General features: G+C 67.4%; 15 protein-coding genes. 11 read left to right on the top strand and 4 right to left on the bottom strand.

The genetic code is table 11. The features are described 5' to 3' along the window. Positions 1-189: 189 nt before the first annotated feature. Positions 190-660: a hypothetical protein gene (locus ACTZWT_RS13350; RefSeq protein ID WP_444770305.1), complete on the top strand. Its 471-nt coding sequence runs from the start codon at positions 190-192 to the stop codon at positions 658-660. Between the two features lie 9 nt (positions 661-669). On the opposite strand, the gene ACTZWT_RS13345 is transcribed toward ACTZWT_RS13350, so the two are convergent. The 4 genes from ACTZWT_RS13345 to ACTZWT_RS13330 all read right to left on the bottom strand — a co-directional run bounded on the left by ACTZWT_RS13345 (position 670) and on the right by ACTZWT_RS13330 (position 6,511). Further along, the gene (locus ACTZWT_RS13345) at positions 670-1,887 is read right to left on the bottom strand and encodes an EAL domain-containing protein (RefSeq protein ID WP_444770162.1); all 1,218 of its coding nucleotides are present in this window, start codon (positions 1,885-1,887) and stop codon (positions 670-672) included. 289 nt (positions 1,888-2,176) lie between these two features. Then, complete coding sequence (locus ACTZWT_RS13340; protein ID WP_444770161.1) at positions 2,177-3,187, bottom strand: Bug family tripartite tricarboxylate transporter substrate binding protein; 1,011 nt, start codon at positions 3,185-3,187, stop codon at positions 2,177-2,179. Between the two features lie 333 nt (positions 3,188-3,520). Next, positions 3,521-5,128 carry an alkaline phosphatase D family protein gene (locus tag ACTZWT_RS13335; protein WP_444770160.1) on the bottom strand — a complete coding sequence of 536 codons (1,608 nt, stop codon included), beginning with the start codon at positions 5,126-5,128 and terminating at the stop codon, positions 3,521-3,523. A 99-nt stretch (positions 5,129-5,227) separates the two neighbouring features. Further along, complete coding sequence (locus tag ACTZWT_RS13330; RefSeq protein WP_444770159.1) at positions 5,228-6,511, bottom strand: MFS transporter; 1,284 nt, start codon at positions 6,509-6,511, stop codon at positions 5,228-5,230. Positions 6,512-6,667: 156 nt separating this feature from the next. Here ACTZWT_RS13330 and ACTZWT_RS13325 point away from each other — a divergent pair, with 156 nt between their 5' ends. The 10 genes from ACTZWT_RS13325 (at position 6,668) to ACTZWT_RS13280 (ending at position 17,691) form a co-directional block, all read left to right on the top strand. Then, positions 6,668-7,615, top strand: coding sequence for a TAXI family TRAP transporter solute-binding subunit (locus tag ACTZWT_RS13325; RefSeq protein WP_444770158.1), 948 nt, complete (start codon positions 6,668-6,670; stop codon positions 7,613-7,615). 168 nt (positions 7,616-7,783) lie between these two features. Continuing rightward, the gene (locus ACTZWT_RS13320; RefSeq protein ID WP_444770157.1) at positions 7,784-9,898 is read left to right on the top strand and encodes a TRAP transporter permease; all 2,115 of its coding nucleotides are present in this window, start codon (positions 7,784-7,786) and stop codon (positions 9,896-9,898) included. Next, on the top strand, positions 9,859-10,266 hold the full coding sequence (locus ACTZWT_RS13315; RefSeq protein ID WP_444770156.1) for a DUF1850 domain-containing protein: 408 nt from the start codon (positions 9,859-9,861) through the stop codon (positions 10,264-10,266). The genes ACTZWT_RS13320 and ACTZWT_RS13315 overlap by 40 nt, the downstream gene beginning before the upstream one ends. Positions 10,267-10,386: 120 nt before the next feature. After that, positions 10,387-11,190: an SDR family NAD(P)-dependent oxidoreductase gene (locus ACTZWT_RS13310; protein WP_444770155.1), complete on the top strand. Its 804-nt coding sequence runs from the start codon at positions 10,387-10,389 to the stop codon at positions 11,188-11,190. Positions 11,191-11,370: 180 nt separating this feature from the next. Further along, positions 11,371-12,108, top strand: coding sequence for a tetratricopeptide repeat protein (locus ACTZWT_RS13305; protein WP_444770154.1), 738 nt, complete (start codon positions 11,371-11,373; stop codon positions 12,106-12,108). A 217-nt stretch (positions 12,109-12,325) separates the two neighbouring features. Further along, on the top strand, positions 12,326-14,236 hold the full coding sequence (locus tag ACTZWT_RS13300; protein WP_444770153.1) for a propionyl-CoA synthetase: 1,911 nt from the start codon (positions 12,326-12,328) through the stop codon (positions 14,234-14,236). A gap of 202 nt (positions 14,237-14,438) precedes the next feature. Further along, a complete protein-coding gene (locus tag ACTZWT_RS13295) occupies positions 14,439-14,699 on the top strand; it encodes a hypothetical protein (RefSeq protein ID WP_444770152.1) in 261 nt (86 codons plus the stop codon). A 236-nt stretch (positions 14,700-14,935) separates the two neighbouring features. Beyond that, positions 14,936-15,625 carry an OmpW/AlkL family protein gene (locus ACTZWT_RS13290; RefSeq protein ID WP_444770151.1) on the top strand — a complete coding sequence of 230 codons (690 nt, stop codon included), beginning with the start codon at positions 14,936-14,938 and terminating at the stop codon, positions 15,623-15,625. 161 nt (positions 15,626-15,786) lie between these two features. Continuing rightward, complete coding sequence (locus ACTZWT_RS13285; RefSeq protein WP_238736977.1) at positions 15,787-15,999, top strand: alkylphosphonate utilization protein; 213 nt, start codon at positions 15,787-15,789, stop codon at positions 15,997-15,999. Between the two features lie 405 nt (positions 16,000-16,404). After that, positions 16,405-17,691: an ABC1 kinase family protein gene (locus ACTZWT_RS13280; RefSeq protein ID WP_444770304.1), complete on the top strand. Its 1,287-nt coding sequence runs from the start codon at positions 16,405-16,407 to the stop codon at positions 17,689-17,691. Positions 17,692-17,702: the final 11 nt, after the last annotated feature.

The raw sequence follows: 17,702 nt of genomic DNA, 5'->3' as shown, positions 1-17,702 counted from the left end.
GCCGATTCCACATTAGAGCTCCGGTTCTGATAAAATCAGAACCGGCGCTCTCGATTTTTGTTCTGACGCGTTTTCTCCACGCGAACCGGTTTTCACTTCGCTCGAAAACGCTCTAGAGCAGGATGCTCGAAAGCGGTGATGAACACGATCAGGGGGCAAACGATGCGCGCAAGGTCATGGCAGGCTTCGATGAAGGGCGCCGCGGTGGCGCTGGCGTCACTGGCCGTGCCGGTCGGCGCGGCGCAGGCCGACGAGTTCAAGCTCGGCAACAACCACCGCATCGCCTGCAGCCGCGGGCTCAGCCCCGGCAAGCTCACCACCGCGACCTGCCGCTCCTACGCCTATCTGTTCAACGTCAAGACCTCGGAATACTACCGTTGCTCGGTCAGCCTGGCGATGACCCGCGACAACAAGGAAGTGATCAACGTCCAGACCGACGGCGGCTGCACCAAACGTCCGCGCATCTTCGACACCGACGGGACCTACGAATTCGACGCCGCCGAGACCGAATCGGCGAACACCAATTCGTTTTTCGGCCCGGGTGGCTACGCGGTCTGGGCCAGCGACGTCGCCAGCCGCAAGGTGCGCGGCTGCATCATCATCGCCTCCGGCCTCGGCAGCGACGTGTCGCGCTGCCTCGACATGACGTTCGAGGAGTAGCGCGGCGGTTCACTCCAGCGTCCCCGGCGGCCTCGCCGCAGCAGCGCGGGCGAATTTCTTCAGCCCCATCGGCTTGCCGAACAGATAGCCCTGCACCAGATCGAAGCCGATCTCGTGGGCCGCGACGTAATCGGAGCGACTCTCGATTCCGGTCGCGGTGCAGCGCGCGCCATACTCGCCGGCGAGGTCGACGATCCGCCGGCACACCGTCCGCTTCAGCCGGTCGTCGGCGCAGCCGGTGACATAGGCGCGGTCGACCTTCAGCTCGACGAACGGAAACGCGGTGCGATGCATCAGCTCCGGCCAGTCGGCGCCGACCTTGTCGATCGAGATCGCGACGTTGTGCAGCCGCAGCCGCCGCGCGACGTCGACCATCGTGTCGATATGGCTGGCGGCTTCGCCGGCGTTGACCTCGACGATCAGTCCGCCGAACGCCGGATGCGTCGGGATCCACGCGCACAGATCCTCGACCGCCTGCGCGTCGAGCAGGAAGTCGACCGGAAGATTGATCGACAGATCGACCGGGCCGTGATGATCGAGCAGATAGCGCCAGTCCGCCACCGCGCGCGCGACGACGAATTCGGACAGCGCGCGGAAATGCGGATCGTTGCGGTCGGGCAGGAATGCGGACGGCACCACCACGCCCCAGCTCGGGTGTCGCATCCGCACCAGCGCCTCGGCGCCGCAGGGCATCAGCGAGCGGGCGTCGAGCTTGCGCTGGTACCAGAGCTCCAGCCAGCCGGTCTTCAGCGCCTCGGCGACATCGACCTCGGGCTGCGGCGCGGGTTCCTGCGGCAGCAGCGGCGCCACGCTCTCGCGCAGCATCTGCGCGCTGAACGGCGTGGTCAGCGGCGGCAGCATGGTCAGGCCGCGCTCGAGGCCGTGGTGCAGGATCCCGCGCAGCGCAATGCTCTCGCGCGCGGAGATCAGCATCACGCTGCCGCTGAAGCCGGCATTGTCGGCGACGTCAAGAATCCGGGCGGCCTCGACGCCGCCGACCGACGAGCCGATCACCAGCATGTCGGGCTGCTGGGCGAGGATCCGGGGCGACAATTCCTCGACGCCGCCGCACTCGCTGGTGACGAAACGCAGCTCCTCGAGCGTGTCGGCGAGAAATGCCCGCAGGTGCGGCTTTCCGTCGATGATGCAGGCGCGGGGCGACACCTTGCGGCGTCCGAACGCCGCGGGCGTGGCGCGCTCCTGTATTTCGATCGTGGCGGTGTTCATCGTCGTTCCCCCCGTTACCCGTCGCAGTTCTAGGGGTTGGAACGCGTTCGAATTGTGGAATTGTTCCGCAACCCACATGAAGTCCCGGGTAGGGTTAAACCGGCGATAGCTATTTAAATTGCGATGATCGGGAACGCGCTGTGGATGCCTGCCGCGCGTGCAGCAAGGCGGCGAAAGCGGGGCGAATACGGTATGATGCAGCGCTATCTGTGGTCAGCAGAGGTCTCACGCGGCAGCGCATCCGCCGCCGCGTGAGACGATGATCGAGCGGTAATTTGCCGTGACGCTGCTACTGCGGTTCGATCTTGGCGAACTTCGCGACCTTGCCCCATTTTTCGGTTTCGGCGAGCACGAAGCGCTGCATGTCCGCGGGCGAACCGCCGACCGGATCGGCGCCGAGCTTGCGCAGTCGCGCTGTGCCGTCGTCGGTCTTGATGAATTTGTCGACGCTGGCATTCAACTTCGCGACGATCTCCGGCGAGGTCTTCGCCGGCGCGCCGATCGTGAACCATGCCGCGGCGTCGTAGCCGGGCACGCCGGCCTCGGCGATGGTCGGCAGGTCCGGCAGCAGCGGCCAGCGCGTCGCGGTCGAGACCGCGAGCGCGCGGATCGCACCGCCGTCGGCATGGGGTTGCGATGCGGGCAGATTGTCGATGGTCAGGTGCACGCGGCCGGCGATCAGATCGGTCAGCATCGGCGCCGAGCCCTTGTAGGGCACGTGCGTCATCGGCGCCCCGGTCATCGACTTGAACAGTTCGATCGAGACGTGCGCGGTCGAGCCGAGGCCGGGCGTGCCGTAGAACACTTCGCCGGGCTTCGATTTGGCGTAGGCGATCAGTTCGGCGACGCTCTTCACCGGCAGCGAATTGGTCACCGAGCACAGGTTCGGCACCTTGGCGATGACGATCACCGGCGCGATGTCCTTGGCTTGGTCGTAGCTCAGCGACTTGAACACGAACTGATTGATCGCGTGCGTGCCCGGCGTGCCGACGATGAAGGTGTAGCCGTCGGGATCCGCCTTGGCGACGAAATCGGCGGCGATGTTGCCGCCGGCGCCGGCCTTGTTCTCGACGATGAATTGCTGGCCGTACTCCTCCGACATCTTCTGCGCCACCAGCCGCGCCAGAATATCGGTGGTGCCGCCGGCTGCGAACGGCACGATGAACTTCACCGGCCGGGTCGGCCACGAGGTGTCGGCGCGGACGATTCCGGGCAGCAGCGGCAGCGCGCCCAGCGCTGCGGCGCCGCGCAGCACGGTGCGGCGGCTCGGTCGGAACGGCGGTCGGGTCGAAGACGGCATGCGGACTTCCTTCTTTTGGTTCTGGCTGGGAGCGGACGACGACGAAAAGCCGGCGTGCGGAAACGCGCCGGCGCTGGACGTGCAATTAGTTGCGGCTGCCCCGCGCCCAGGCGCGGCGGATCGAACAGAGGGGGATGAAAGCGCCGGCCGGCAGGTGTCTGCGGGCAGTGGCGGCGTGCGAAAGCGCAACGCGCTGTCGAGCGGTCATGTCTGGCGTTCTCCCGGTCCGACCGGCCTCTTGCGGGCCGGTGCGGACGCCAGACTACGCGGTCGGCCGCAGCCTGACCAGTGCAACGCGTCGCGGGCGCCGCAATGCCGGCATGGCCGCGCGGCTCAGTTGCCGATCAGCCCCGGCCGGCCGGCTTCGACCATCAGGGTTCGCGCGGTTCTGACCGGCTCTCCGCGGGTCGCGACGCTGTCCACCGTGCGGAAATCGGCCTGCCAGCGCGCCGGCGTCACGACGTGGCGGGTGTAGCCGCGCCGGTCGCTGAAGAATTTCAAATGCGGGTTGTTGCGGTGCATCGTCGCCAGCTTCTCGGCCGTCGCCGGGCCATCACCGGGCGAGGAGATCGAGGTCGACAGGAACTCGACGCCGATCCGCGGCGAGTCGGGATTGCGCCAGTCGCGCCGCAGTTCGAATGCCATCGCCCGGTGCAGGTCGCCGGTCAGCACCACCGGATTGGCGATGTTCGCTTCGGCGAGCATCGCGGTCACGCGGTCGCGCGCGGCGCTGGCGCCGCTCCAGGTGTCGAGATCGAGCACCGGGGCGTCGGTCTCCTTGACGAACGGAAAGCCGCGCCAGTCGAACGGCGCGAACTGCACCTGCTGGGCCAGCACCTGCCAGGTCGCGCTGCTCTCTTTCAGCCGCTGCGCCAGCCACTGCTCCTGCGCCGCGCCGAGCATGGTGCGACCGGCCGCATCGGCCTCGTCGCAATGCGCGCGGAAGCCGTCGCCGCAGGGCTGGCGCGAGCGATACTGCCGGGTGTCGAGCACGGCGATGTCGGCGAGCGTGCCGAAACGGAAGCCGCGATAGGCGCGCACGTCGGGGCCGTGCGGGAGCTGCGCACGGCGCACCGGCATATGCTCGTACCAGGCCTGCAGCGCCATCGCCCGGCGGAACAGAAATGCGTCGGCCGGGGTGTTTTTCGGGTCGCTGTCGGCGGCCCAGTTGTTGGCGACATCGTGGTCGTCGAAGCTCGACAGGAACGGACAGGATGCGTGCGCCGCCTGCAGGTCCGGGTCGCCCTTGTACAGCGCGTAGCGGCGTCGATAGTCCGTCAGCGTGAAGCAGGCCGGAAAGTCCGGCGGCATCGTACGCGGGTTGGGCTTGCCGTCCCTGTCGTGCGCCGCGAAGGCATATTCGTAGATGTAGTCGCCGTAATGGAACACGACGTCGAGCCGATCGTCGGCGATCGCCCGCCATGCGGTGTAGTAGCCGCCTTCCCAGCGCTGGCAGCCGGCCGCAGCGAAACGCATCTGCGCGGGCATCTCGCCCGGCGCGGGCAGGGTGCGGGCGCGGCCGATCGGGCTTTCGGCGTCGCCGGCGCGAAAGCGATAGAAGTAATCGCGCGCGGGCGACAGCCCCTCGACCTCGACGTGCACCGAATGCGCCAGTTCGAGCCGGGCGATTGCCGTCTCGCTGCGCAATATCCGCGTCATCGCCGCATCGTCGGCGATCTCGACCGTGACCTCGACCGGCGCGGGCGTCATGCCACCACGCGCCTCGAGCGGTTCCGGCGCCAGCCGGGTCCACAGCACGAAGCCGTCGGGCGCCGGATCGCCCGAAGCGATCCCGAGCGTGAACGGGTCGGACCTGAAGGCGACGCGCTCCGCCGCATCGGCAGCGGACGGCAGCGCGCCGGCGAGGCCGGCGCCGAGCGCGCCGCGTAGCAGCGTTCGACGGTCGAAGACGAGGCCGGAGCGGGATGGCGGACGGGACATCGACGGACCATTCATCAAGCAGTGCCCGTCGATGCAACGGGCACCGGCGGTGTCCACGAGCGGCAGGGTAGCGCGGCCACGTGAATGCGCGGCGACAACCTACTCAGCCGGCGTGGTCGGGGCCAGCACAATGGGCGGCAGCCCGGTCTGGCGGGTCTCGGGCATCAGGGCGACGAACAGCACCAGGCCGAGCGCCGCGATCGCGGCGAGGGTGAGAAAGGCGGCGCTGTAGCCGGCGGTGACCACGATCAGCCCGGCGACCGCGGTCGACAGCGCGCCGCCGATTCCGGTCGCCGTGGCGATCGCGCCCTGGCTGATGTTGAAATGGCCGGTGCCGCGGGTGAGATCGGCCACCACCAGCGGAAACAGCGCGCCGAAAATCCCGGCGCCGACGCCGTCGAGCATCTGCACCCCGACCAGCCAGAATGGATTATCCGAGAGAGGATACAGCGCGCCGCGCAGCGCCAGCACGCCCAGCGCCACCGCGAAGATCGGCTTGCGGCCCCACACGTCGGCCTTGTGCCCGACCAGCATCGCCACCGGCACCATCACGATCTGCGCCGCGACGATGCACACCGACATCAGGGTGGTGCCGAGCTCCCTGTTCACCAGGGTGAGCTTCTGCCCGACCAGCGGCAGCATCGCCGCATTGGCGAAATGAAACAGCACGGTCGCGGCGGCGAAGATCAGCAGCGGACGGCAGGTAAGCAGCACCTTGAAGCCCGAGGGCTGGTCGTGGCGCTGATCTTGGCGCTGGCCGGGAGCCGGCGCGCTTGCATCCGGCCCGCGGATCGGGACGAGGCCGCGCGCGACCTGATTGTCGATCGCTTTCGCCGGGATCGACAGCGTCGCGACAATGCTGGCGAGCGCCATCGCCGACATCAGCCAGAACACCACCACCGGACCGAAATAATACGCGGAGACGCCCGCCAGCGTCGCCGCCACCGCATTGCCGGCATGATTGAACGCCTCGTTGCGCCCGGTGCGGCGGGCGAAGGCGCGGGGGCCGACGATTCCGAGCGTCACGGCCGCGACCGCGGGCGCGAAGATCGCGCCGGCTGCACCCGCGAGCGCCTGGGTCGCCGCGACGGCTTCGAAGCTCTGCAACAGCGGCAGCATCACCGACGCCAGCGTAACCACGATCGCGGCGGCGACCAGCAGGCCGCGCTTGGCCGTCGAACGGTCGATCAACGCCCCGGCCGGCGTCTGCGCGGCGATCCCGGCCAACGCGGCGACCGCCATCACCAGCCCGATCGAGGCCTCGTCCCAGTGCTGCACCGCCAGCAGATAGATCGCCAGATAGGGGCCGAGCCCGTCCCGGACGTCGGCCAGGAAGAAGTTGAGGGCGTCGAGCGACCGGTCCGGCCTGTGCTTCAAGGGCAAGCAAGCCTCCGGTGTGGGACGAAGAAGCCAGGTCACAAACTGCCCGGCCGGACGCTTGTTCCGCGGCGACCTGTATCGTCGCCGATTTGACGGGTTGACCGCGGCGTTTCGTCCGTTCAGTTTCGCTGGCAAACAACCCAGGGGAGAAAACCGTTCATGAAGGCCAGATTTTTGGGTTTCGCCGCGGCTGCGGCCGTGTTCGTCGCGGCGCCGCAGGCTCACGCCCAGCAATTCGTCAATGTGCTGACCGGCGGAACGTCGGGGGTGTACTACCCGCTCGGCGTCGCGATCGCGAAGATCTACGGCGACAAGATTCCGAACGTGAAGTCGCAGGTGCAGGCCACCAAGGCGTCGGTCGAGAACCTGAACCTGCTGCAGCAGGGCCGCGGCGAGATCGCCTTCACGCTCGGCGACTCCCTCAAGGCTGCGTGGGACGGCGATCCCGAGGCCGGCTTCAAGGCCAAGCTCGACAAGCTGCGGGTGATCGGCGCGATCTATCCGAACTACATCCAGATCGTCGCCACCGCGGATTCCGGCATCAAGACGCTGGCCGACCTCAAGGGCAAGAGCCTGTCGGTGGGCGCGCCGAAATCCGGCACCGAGCTGAATTCGCGCGCGATCCTCAAGGCCGCCGGCATGGACTACAAGGACATGGGCAAGATCGAGTATCTGCCCTTCGCCGAATCCGTCGACCTGATGAAGAACCGCCAGCTCGCCGCCACGCTGCAATCCGCCGGCCTCGGCGTCGCCTCGCTGAAGGATCTCAGCAACTCCTCCGAGATCAACGTCGTCTCGGTGCCGAAGGACGTCGTCGACAAGATCGGCCCGCCGTTCGTGGCCGAAACGATTCCGGCCGGCACCTACAAGGGCCAGGACAAGGACGTTCCGACCGCGGCGGTGATCAACTATCTCGTGACTTCGACCGCGGTGTCCGACGACCTCGCCTATCAGATGACCAAGCTGGTCTACGATTCGTTGCCGGAACTCGCCAGCGCCCATGCGGCCGGCAAGGGCATCAAGCTCGAGACCGCCGCCGCCGGCAGCCCGGTTCCGCTGCATCCCGGCGCGATCAAGTACTTCAAGGAAAAAGGCGTGCTGAAGTAAGCTCGCTGTCGTCATTGCGAGGAGCGAAGCGACGAAGCAATCCAGGGGCTCAGCGCACGGAGCTCTGGATTGCTTCGCCTTCGGCTCGCAATGACGGTTGAAACGCCGATCGCCTGGAGACGGTCCGGTCGAGGACCCAAGAACCGCCCATCGAGGAACAGCAGCCAGATGCAGACCGCCGCGGTCGAACAGGCTCCCGGAGCCGTCAAAGTCGAGTTCGACAATTTCGAGCACGGCTTTCCGGCCGGGTTCGGTCCGCGCGGCTGGCGCCATCTGGCCTATGGCGTGGCGATCGCCTTCGCGGTGTTCCAGCTCGTCATCGCGGCCTGGAACGTGCTGCCGAGCCAGGTGGTGCGCGGCGTCCATGTCGGCTTTCTGGTGCTGCTGACCTTCGGGCTGATCGGCAATTTCACCGCCCGGACCGGTTTCGGCCGCGCGATCGCCTGGATCACCGGCGCGCTCGGCTTCCTGTGCGGGCTGTATCAGTGGATCTTCTATGCCGATCTGATCGCCCGTGACGGCGATCCGACCCATCTCGACCTCGCGGTCGGCACGCTGCTGGCGGTGCTGATCTTCGAGGGCACGCGGCGGCTGATGGGGCCGGCGCTGCCGATCATGTGCGGCGTCTGCCTGCTGTACTGGTTTCTCGGCCAGTATCTGCCGGCGCCGTTCAATCATCGCGGCTATGATTTCGACCAGGTGGTCACCCACCTGTCGTTCGGCACCGAAGGCTTCTACGGCGTGCCGATCTACGTGTCGGCGACCTACATCTTCCTGTTCATCCTGTTCGGCTCGTTCCTCGAGCGCGCCGGCATGATCCAGCTGTTCACCGACGTCTCGCTCGGCCTGTTCGGCAGCACCCGCGGCGGCCCCGCCAAGGTCGCGGTGTTCGCCTCCGGCATGATGGGCACGATCTCCGGCTCCGGCGTCGCCAATGTCGTCACCGTCGGCCAGTTCACGATTCCGCTGATGATCAGGTTCGGCTATCGCCGGGCGTTCGCCGCCGGCGTCGAGGCCACCGCCTCGATGGGCGGGCAGATCATGCCGCCGGTGATGGGCGCGGTCGCCTTCATCATGGCCGAGACGCTCGGCGTCGACTATTCGGTGGTGGTCAAGGCCGCGGTGATCCCGGCGTTCCTGTACTTCGCCTCGGCGTTCTGGATGGTGCATCTGGAGGCCGGCAAGCACGGCCTGGTCGGCATGAAGAAGTCCGAGATCCCGAGCGCGCTGCGCGCCGTGATCGACCGCTGGTACCTGATCCTGCCGCTGGCGGCGCTGGTCTACATGCTGTTCGAAGGCTTCACGCCGCTTTATGCCGGCTCGATGGGGCTGGCGCTGACGGTGGCGCTGATCCTCGGCGCCAGCATCGTGCACGGCTTCTCCAATCAGGTGCTGCGCTACGTGTTCTGGATCGGGCTGGCGATGGTGGCCGGCGCGGTGCTGCACGACGGGCTCGACATCATGAAGGTGATCGTGGTGGTTGCGGTGCTGATCGGCATCACCGCCATCACCCGCGGTGGCCGCGGCACGCTCGCGGCCTGCCGGGATTCGCTGGCCGACAGCGCCAAATCCGCACTCACCGTCGGCATGGCCTGCGCCATCGTCGGCACCATCATCGGCATGATGACACAAACGGGGGTCGGCACCGTGTTCGGCACCTGGGTGATCAGCCTCGGCGAGAAGAGCCTGTTCCTGGCGCTGGTGATGACCATGCTGCTGTCGATCCTGCTCGGCACCGGCATCCCGACGATCCCGACCTACATCATCACCGCGGCGCTCGCCGCGCCGGCGCTGGCGAAGCTCGGCGTGCCGCTGCTGGTCAGCCACATGTTCGCGTTCTACTACGGGATCATGGCGGATCTGTCGCCGCCGGTGGCGCTGGCGGCGCTGGCGGCCGCGCCGATCGCCAGGGAGAATCCCGACAAGATCGGCTGGGAGGCGATGCGGATAGCGCTCGCCGGCTACGTCATCCCGTTCATCGCGGTGTATTCGCCGGCGCTGATGCTGCAGCCCGGCGATCCGATGGCGGCGCAACTCGGCTTCTACGGCGCGGTGCTCTACGCCACGTTGAAAGCGCTGATCGCGATCGGCTTGTTCGGCATGGTGGCGATCGGCTTCCTGTATACGCGAATGAATGTGATCGAGCGCCTCGTCGCCTTCGCCGCCAGCGTCTGCCTGCTCGGTGAATTCCCCTACAGCGACTATGTCGGCTTCACCATCGCGGCGCTGGTGGTGGCGTGGCAATGGCGGCAGCGGCCGCGCGGCGCGGTCGCCGCGGCGTGAGCCTCTGCCTCGCCTCCGCCGGCGTGGTGAAGACGCTGGCGCTCGCCGGTTTCACGCTGGCCTGGACGCATTCGATCGAACACACCGCGTGGCAGGAAGACTGGCGCGTCACGCCGCAGGGGCTCGAACTGGTGCAGGCACGCGTCAAAGGCACCGGCGCCGGCATGGAGCCGCCGCCCGAGGCGCGCCTCGTGGACGGCTGGTTTCAATGGACGCCGAAGCCGCGCCCGCTGCGCGAGGTCGTGCTCGGCAATTCCGGCATGGCCGGCGAATGGCGACTGTGCGCCGGCGGACAATGCCGGACCTTGTCGCAGATCATCGGCCACGCTATCGGCGCACAGCCGACGACGATGAGCGCGTGCGAGTAACTCTCCGCGCGGCACAGCGCACCCTCTCCCCGCGCGCGGGGCGAGGGTGCGCCTTCCCGGATTGCGCTTCGCTTCATCCGGGCTAAAAGGCGCTGACGACAACGACGAGAGAGAACACGCATGCCACGACTGCAAGGCAAGACCGCGCTGGTGGTCGGGGCCGGTTCGATCGGGCCGGGCTGGGGCAACGGCAAGGCGACCGCGGTGACGTTCGCGCGCGAGGGCGCACAGGTGTTCTGCGTCGACCGCAATCGCGACGCCGCCGAGGAGACCGTCGACATCATCAAGTCCGAAGGCGGTCGCGCCATCGCGTTCGCCGCGGACGTGTCGCGCGCCGCCGATGTCGAGGCGATGGTCGCCGCCTGCGTCAACGCCTGGGACGGCATCGACGTGCTCGACAACAATGTCGGCATCGCCGAGACCGGCGGCGTGGTCGAGGTGTCGGAAGCGGACTGGGACCGGGTGTTCGCGGTCAACCTCAAGAGTGCGTTCCTCGCGATGAAGCACGTCGTCCCGATCATGCAGCGCCAGGGCGGCGGCTCGATCATCAACATCTCGTCGATCGCCTCGATCCGGCATCTGGGGATTTCGTACGTCACCTACACGGCGTCGAAGGCGGCGATGAACGCGATGACGCGGACGGCGGCGGTGGAGTACGCCAAGGACCACGTCCGGGTGAACTGCATCCTGCCCGGCCTGATGAAGACGCCGATGGTGGCGCATTCCACCGGGCTTGCGGCGAGCTACGCCGGCGGCGACGTGGAAGCGATGTGGCGCGCGCGCGACGCGCAGGTGCCGATGGGGCACATGGGCGAAGCCTGGGACGTCGCCAACGCCGCCTTGTTTCTCGCCAGCGACGAGTCGAAATACGTCACCGGCCTCGAACTAGTGGTCGACGGCGGCCTGACGCTGAAGGTGAACTGAAGTGATGGGTCGCGGCCGTCATCCTGAGGCGCGAGCGCAGCGAGCCTCGAAGGATGGAAGCGAGTCCATGCGGCTCATCCTTCGAGGCGCGCGCAAGAGCGCGCGCACCTCGGGATGACGGATCGCATGTTGGACGGCAGAACCAATCGATCCATGCGTTGGTTGTCCGCAGCAGGTCTTATGCTCGCCCTCGCGCTGCTCGCAGCGACGCCTTCGTTCGCGACCGGCGTCGACGATCTCGACGATCCGACGATCGATCCGGCGCCGTGCCTCGCCGCGGCGGCGCAGCGGGACGACGGTCGCGCGGTCGAGTTGTGCGGCCGGCTGATCGCCAAGCGCAACACCGAGCGCGACGATCGCATCAAGGCGCTGATCGCCCGCGCCGGCGCGCTGACACGCAAGCAGCAGGTCGATCGCGCGCTCGCCGATTACGACGACGCGCTGCGGCTCGATCCGAAGCAGCCGGACATCCTCAATGCCCGCGGCGAGCTGTGGCTCGGCAAGGGTGACCGCCCCAAGGCGCTGGCGGATTTCTCCGCCGCGCTCAAGTTGCAACGGGATCACCCTGCCGCGCGCGCCAATCACAGGGCGCTGGCGACCGAGCTGGAGCGGCTCGGCGTGCAGAAGGCGGTCGACGGCAAGCCGAGCTTCGACTGCGCCCGCGCCCGACGTGCGGTGGAGAAGGCGATCTGCGGGGATCGCGAACTCGCCAATCTCGACCGCGAGATTGCCGCGGCGCAGCTTCGCATCCTGCAGGCCAAGTCCAACGCGAAACCGGCCGAGCTGCGCGCGCTGAAGCGTGCGCAGACGGACTTTATCGCGACCCGCAACGCCTCGTTCGGCCGGCCGGGCTACGATCTGCGCGCGGCGATGCAGGCGAGGCTGCAGCAACTGACCGGCGTCGCCGGCGGCAGATAGAGCCTGTTCGGATCGGGCGCCGGGATTTGCGATATGGCGATCCTCCGCCCGGACGTGTCCGTTTCGGCCTTGAAACCCCGGATCGCCGGGCCACAATGCGGCCCGGCGACCCGCCGGCGGGCAATCCGCTTGATTAGGAACAAAGGCGGGGTTGTCAGCAGCGGCTAAAAGCCGGACATGGCGGGCAAACCGCCCGAGATCGATGGGAGCAGACGCCATGAATATCCAGGACAAGAGCCGTTATCGCGAGGTTCATGCCCGCTCGCTCGCCGACCCCGAGGGCTTCTGGGCGGAGGCCGCCCGCGAGATCGACTGGATCGAGCCCGCCACCAAAGTCTTCGATCCCTCGCTGGGCCTGTACGGCCGCTGGTTCGCCGGCGCCAAGGTCAATACCTGCTACAACGCGCTCGACCGCCACGTCGCGAACGGCCGCGCCGACCAGGTCGCGCTGATCCACGATTCGCCGCTGACCGGCACGATCAGCCAGTTCACCTACGCGGAGATGCTGCGCGAAGTGCAGGCGCTCGCCGCGGTGATGCAGGATTTCGGCGTGCAGAAGGGCGACCGTGTCATTCTGTACATGCCGATGGTGCCGGAATCGATGGTGGCGATGCTGGCCTGCGCCCGCATCGGCGCTGTGCATTCGGTGGTGTTCGGCGGCTTCGCGGCGAAAGAACTCGCGACCCGCATCGACGACGCCAAGCCGAAGCTGATCCTGTCGGCGAGCTGCGGCATCGAGCCCGGCCGCATCGTCAAGTACAAGCCGCTGCTCGACGAGGCGATCAGCCTGTCGACCGCCAAGCCCGACGCCTGCATCATCCTGGCGCGGCCGCAGCAGGATTGCGACCTGATCGAGGGGCGCGATTACGACTGGGCGACGCTGCGCGCCGAGGCGCTGGCCGCCGACAAGAAGGCCGAATGCGTCGCGGTCGATGCCACCGATCCGCTGTATATCCTCTACACCTCGGGCACTACGGGGAAGCCCAAGGGCGTCGTCCGCGACAATGGCGGTCACCTGGTCGCGCTGAAATGGACGATGGAGAACCTCTACGGCGTCAAGCCGGGCGAGGTGTGGTGGTGCGCCTCCGACATCGGCTGGGTGGTCGGCCACAGCTACATCATCTACGGCCCGCTGCTGCACGGCGCGACCTCGATCATGTATGAAGGCAAGCCGGTCGGCACGCCGGATGCCGGCGCGTTCTGGCGGGTGATCGCCGAGCACGGCGCGGTGGCGCTGTTCACGGCGCCGACCGCCTTCCGGGCGATCCGCAAGGACGACCCCGAAGGCAGCTTCATCCGCAAATACGACCTGTCGAAACTGCGCACACTGTTTCTCGCCGGCGAGCGCGCCGATCCGCCGACGGTGGAATGGGCCGAGCAGCAATTGAAGGTGCCGGTGATCGATCACTGGTGGCAGACCGAAACCGGCTGGTGCATCGCCGGCAATCCGGTCGGCCTCGGCCTGCTGCCGGTCAAGCACGGCTCGCCGACGGTGCCGATGCCGGGCTACAAGCTCGAAGTGGTCGACGAGGCCGCCAGGCCGGTGCCGACCGGCACGATGGGGTCGATCGTGATCAAGCTGCCGCTGCCGCCCGGCAATCTGCCGACGCTGTGGCAGCAGGATGAACGCTGCCGCGAGAGCTACTTCGCCGACTATCCCGGCTACTACAAGACATCGGACGCCGGCTACATGGACGAGGACGGCTACGTCTTCGTGATGGGCCGCACCGACGACATCATCAACGTCGCCGGCCACCGTCTCTCGACCGGCGGCATGGAGGAGATCCTCGCCTCGCATCCGGACGTCGCCGAATGCGCCGTGCTCGGCATCAACGATCCGATCAAGGGCGAAGTGCCCTGCGGCCTGATCGTGCTGAAGAGCGGCGTCACCCGCGACCACGCCGAGATCGAGAAGGAGATCGTCAAGCTTGTGCGCGACAAGCTCGGCCCGGTCGCCGCCTTCAAGCTGGCGATCACCGTTCCGCGGCTGCCCAAGACCCGCTCCGGCAAGATCCTGCGCGGCACCATCAAGAAGATCGCCGACGGCGACGAATGGGCGATGCCCGCCACGATCGAGGACCCGACCGCGCTCGACGACATCAGCTCGGCGCTGAAGAGCCATAGCTGAGAGCGGCAGGGCGGCTGAGCGGGGCAGGGCGCGCGTCGCGGACTTACAAACTCCGCAATTCGCGGTAAACAGGCATCGGCCTCTCAACGGTCATTCCGGGGCGCCGCGCAGCGGCGAACCCGGAATCTCGCTTCGCCGAACACCTCGGGATTCCGGGTTCGCGCTCCGCGCGCCCCGGAATGACGGACGCTTAGGGTATTGAATGTTGCTCACCACGAAACGCCTGATCGCCCTGTCCGTCATCGCCTTCACGCTCGCCGGATGCGCCAGCCGCTACGAAGCACCGGCTGATCTCGGCGACGACGATGCGTTCTGCCGGCAGAACGGCGTCGCGGCCGGTTCGCCGGATTACGTCGCCTGCCGCAAGGACCGCGACGTCCAGCGCTCCAATGCCGTCACCCGCGCCAATCGCGCCCAGCGCGATCTCGGCGACTACATGATGCAGAACCCGAGCCGGCCGTAAGTCGGCCGTCACCTCAGAGCACTGCCGTGGCGCGCGAGGCCGCGACGGCTTGCTCGTAAGGCGCGGCTCAGTTGCGAGCGGGTCGAAGAATCTGTGTCCGTGGGGACACGCGCCGCGACAGCCTGCCGCAGCCGTCTTCGCCATTTGATCTCGATCAAACGTTGAGGTCCCCGAGCGGCATTGGTGCACCGCGAGCGTGTGCGGTTGCTCACGCCAATGACATTCATGGGGCACCTATGACCAAATTTCTGACTGCAGTGTCGGCGCTGGCGATGGCGGCGGCATTGAACGGCCTGCCGAGCAGCGCCTTCGCCGCCGATCTTTCCGCCAAGCCGATCTACAAGGCGCCGGTCGTCGAGGCCTGGAATCCCTGGATGATCCGCCTGCGCGCGCTCGGCGTCGTGACCCGCGACTCCGGCTATGTCGACCAGGTCGCCGGATCGGGCCTGAAGACCACCGACACCCTGGTGCCCGAACTCGACATCTCGTATTTCTTCACCAAGAACATCGCCGCCGAACTGATCCTCGGCGTCACCAAGCACAGCGTGTCCGGCACCGGCACGCTCACCGGCGTCGACGTCGGCAAGTCGTGGCTGCTGCCGCCGACCCTGACGCTGCAATATCACTTCACCGAGTTCGGCGCGTTCAAGCCCTATGTCGGCGCCGGCGTGAACTATACCTTCTTCTTCAGCCAGAAGGCCGCAGGCGGCACCGTGATCGAGAGCCACCTCAAGGACAGCTTCGCACCGGCCGTGCAGGTCGGCTTCGACTACATGTTCGACAAGCATTGGGGCTGGAACGTCGACGTCAAGAAGCTGTGGCTGCGTCCGGAGTGGAGCGGCACGCTGGCCGGCGGCACGCCGGTCACCGGCAAGGTCAATCTCGACCCGTGGCTGGTCGCCACCGGCATCACCTACAAGTTCTGAGGCTTCTTCGGAGCCGGCGCGGCGCGGAGCGATCCGCGCCGTTGCTTTTTGCCGGGCGGCGGAACTCGACCATTGCCAGCGCGCCGCATCCCTGCTTGTGATCGGCGCAACCGCGCGCCCCGCGCATTCTCAAGCCGACCATCGAAAGGCCCCGCATGGACATCAAGGTCAAAGACAGCAACGGCGCGCTGCTCGCCGACGGCGACAACGTCACCCTGATCAAGGATCTGAAGCTGAAAGGCTCGTCCACCGTGCTGAAGCGCGGCACCGTGATCCGCGGCATCCGCCTCACCGACAATGAAGACGAGATCGAAGGCCGCACCGACAAGATCAAGGGCCTGGTGCTGCGCACGGAGTTTCTGAAGAAGTCGTGACCCGGGAAGGGGATGCATACCGGGAACAGGTTAGGCGTCAGCGCGTACCGATGCGTTGGTGTCGCAGCCAGAAACCGGCAAAATGAGCTGCGTCCGCCATCCCTGTTACGGCCGGTTGTCACCCGGCATGCGGATATTGAACGCGGCAGCGGCGCAAGCGTTCCTGCCTCGTCGGCGGACGCGGCACGATCGACGCTATCGCACGCGCGCACTGACGCTCGCTGACCGCCGCCGGTGGTGACATCGTCACAGACGGCGAGGCCGCGTCGGCAGAAACGGGGTATGCGGCTATGGGGCTGGTTTTGGCTTCGTTCCGCGCCATCTGCACCCTGCCTGCCCCCGAAGGGAGACCCCGTGCCGCATCGGACGATCGAGAGACGAGCCTTCGAGAGGCGAGCGTTGGCTGTGCCCAGTTCGCGGCTGTCGCGGCTGGCGCAATTGGGCGGGCTGGCCTCGTCGATCGCCGGCAATGTCGCCGCCGAGGTCGCGGGGCAGCTCGCGCGCGGCCAGCGCCCGCGGATGGAAGACCTGCTGCTGACACCCGCCAACGCCATCAAGGTGGCCGACCGGCTGGCGCAGATGCGCGGCGCGGCGATGAAGGTCGGCCAGCTGATCTCGATGGATGCCGGCGACATGCTGCCGCCGGAGCTCGCCGACATTCTCGGCCGTCTGCGCTCGGAAGCGCATCACATGCCGGTGGCGCAGCTCAGACGGGTGCTGACCGAGGCCTGGGGGCCGCATTGGCAGCGCCGGTTCGAGGTGTTCGACGCTCACCCGGTCGCCGCGGCCTCGATCGGCCAGGTTCACCGGGTGCGCACCAAGGACGGCCGCGATCTGGCGATCAAGGTGCAATATCCCGGCGTTCGCCGCAGCATCGATTCCGACGTCAACAACGTCTCCTCGCTGATGCGCATGGCCGGGCTGGTGCCCAAAGGCGTCGATATCGCGCCGATGATCGCCGAGGCCAAGCGGCAGTTGCACGAGGAGGCCGACTACGAGCGCGAAGGTCGCTGCCTCTCGAAATTCGGCGCGCTGCTCGCCGACCGGCCCGAATTCCGCGTGCCCGAGCTGCACGCCGACCTGACGACGCCGAACGTGCTGGCGATGAGTTACGTCGAGGGCGGGCCGATCGACAGCCTCGCCGACGCGCCGCAGGCCGAGCGCGACCGGGTGATGACGCTGATGATCGGCCTGATTTTCCGCGAGCTGTTCGAATTCCGGCTGATGCAGACTGATCCGAACTTCGCCAATTATCGCTACGCGCCGGCGACCGGGCAGGTGATGCTGCTCGACTTCGGCGCCACCCGCGCCTTTCCCGAGGATTTCGCCGACCTCTACCGGCGGCTGCTGCGCGCCGGGCTGGCGGGCGACCGTCCGGGCGTCCGCGCCGCCGCGCTCGAGATCGGCTTCCTCGCCGGCGACACGCCCGCCCGGCTGGAACAGGCGATGCTCGAAATCTTCGAGATGTCGCTCGAGCCGCTGCGGCAGGACGGGCCGTTCGACTTCGGCGCCAGCGACCTCGCGGTGCAGATGCGCGAAGCCGGCATGGCGATGGCGCAAGACCATGCGTATTTCCGCATCCCGCCGATGGATACGCTGTTTCTGCAGCGCAAGTTCGGCGGCATCTACATGTTGGCGACGCGCATGCGGGCGCGGGTCGACCTGCGCGCCATCGTCGAGCCGCATCTGTGACCGCCCGGCTG

It is taken from the genome of Rhodopseudomonas sp. NSM (genome assembly GCF_052445935.1).
Lineage (GTDB): Bacteria > Pseudomonadota > Alphaproteobacteria > Rhizobiales > Xanthobacteraceae > Rhodopseudomonas.
This window is presented reverse-complemented; position numbering and strand designations above follow the sequence as displayed.

Coding starts and splice junctions, on each gene's coding strand:
- ACTZWT_RS13350 (WP_444770305.1), top strand. CDS start 190: ATGAAGGGCGCCGCGGTGGCGCTGGCGTCACTGGCCGTGCCGGTCGGC.
- ACTZWT_RS13345 (WP_444770162.1), bottom strand. CDS start 1,887: ATGAACACCGCCACGATCGAAATACAGGAGCGCGCCACGCCCGCGGCG.
- ACTZWT_RS13340 (WP_444770161.1), bottom strand. CDS start 3,187: ATGCCGTCTTCGACCCGACCGCCGTTCCGACCGAGCCGCCGCACCGTG.
- ACTZWT_RS13335 (WP_444770160.1), bottom strand. CDS start 5,128: ATGTCCCGTCCGCCATCCCGCTCCGGCCTCGTCTTCGACCGTCGAACG.
- ACTZWT_RS13325 (WP_444770158.1), top strand. CDS start 6,668: ATGAAGGCCAGATTTTTGGGTTTCGCCGCGGCTGCGGCCGTGTTCGTC.
- ACTZWT_RS13320 (WP_444770157.1), top strand. CDS start 7,784: ATGCAGACCGCCGCGGTCGAACAGGCTCCCGGAGCCGTCAAAGTCGAG.
- ACTZWT_RS13315 (WP_444770156.1), top strand. CDS start 9,859: ATGGCGGCAGCGGCCGCGCGGCGCGGTCGCCGCGGCGTGAGCCTCTGC.
- ACTZWT_RS13310 (WP_444770155.1), top strand. CDS start 10,387: ATGCCACGACTGCAAGGCAAGACCGCGCTGGTGGTCGGGGCCGGTTCG.
- ACTZWT_RS13305 (WP_444770154.1), top strand. CDS start 11,371: ATGCTCGCCCTCGCGCTGCTCGCAGCGACGCCTTCGTTCGCGACCGGC.
- ACTZWT_RS13300 (WP_444770153.1), top strand. CDS start 12,326: ATGAATATCCAGGACAAGAGCCGTTATCGCGAGGTTCATGCCCGCTCG.
- ACTZWT_RS13295 (WP_444770152.1), top strand. CDS start 14,439: ATGTTGCTCACCACGAAACGCCTGATCGCCCTGTCCGTCATCGCCTTC.
- ACTZWT_RS13290 (WP_444770151.1), top strand. CDS start 14,936: ATGACCAAATTTCTGACTGCAGTGTCGGCGCTGGCGATGGCGGCGGCA.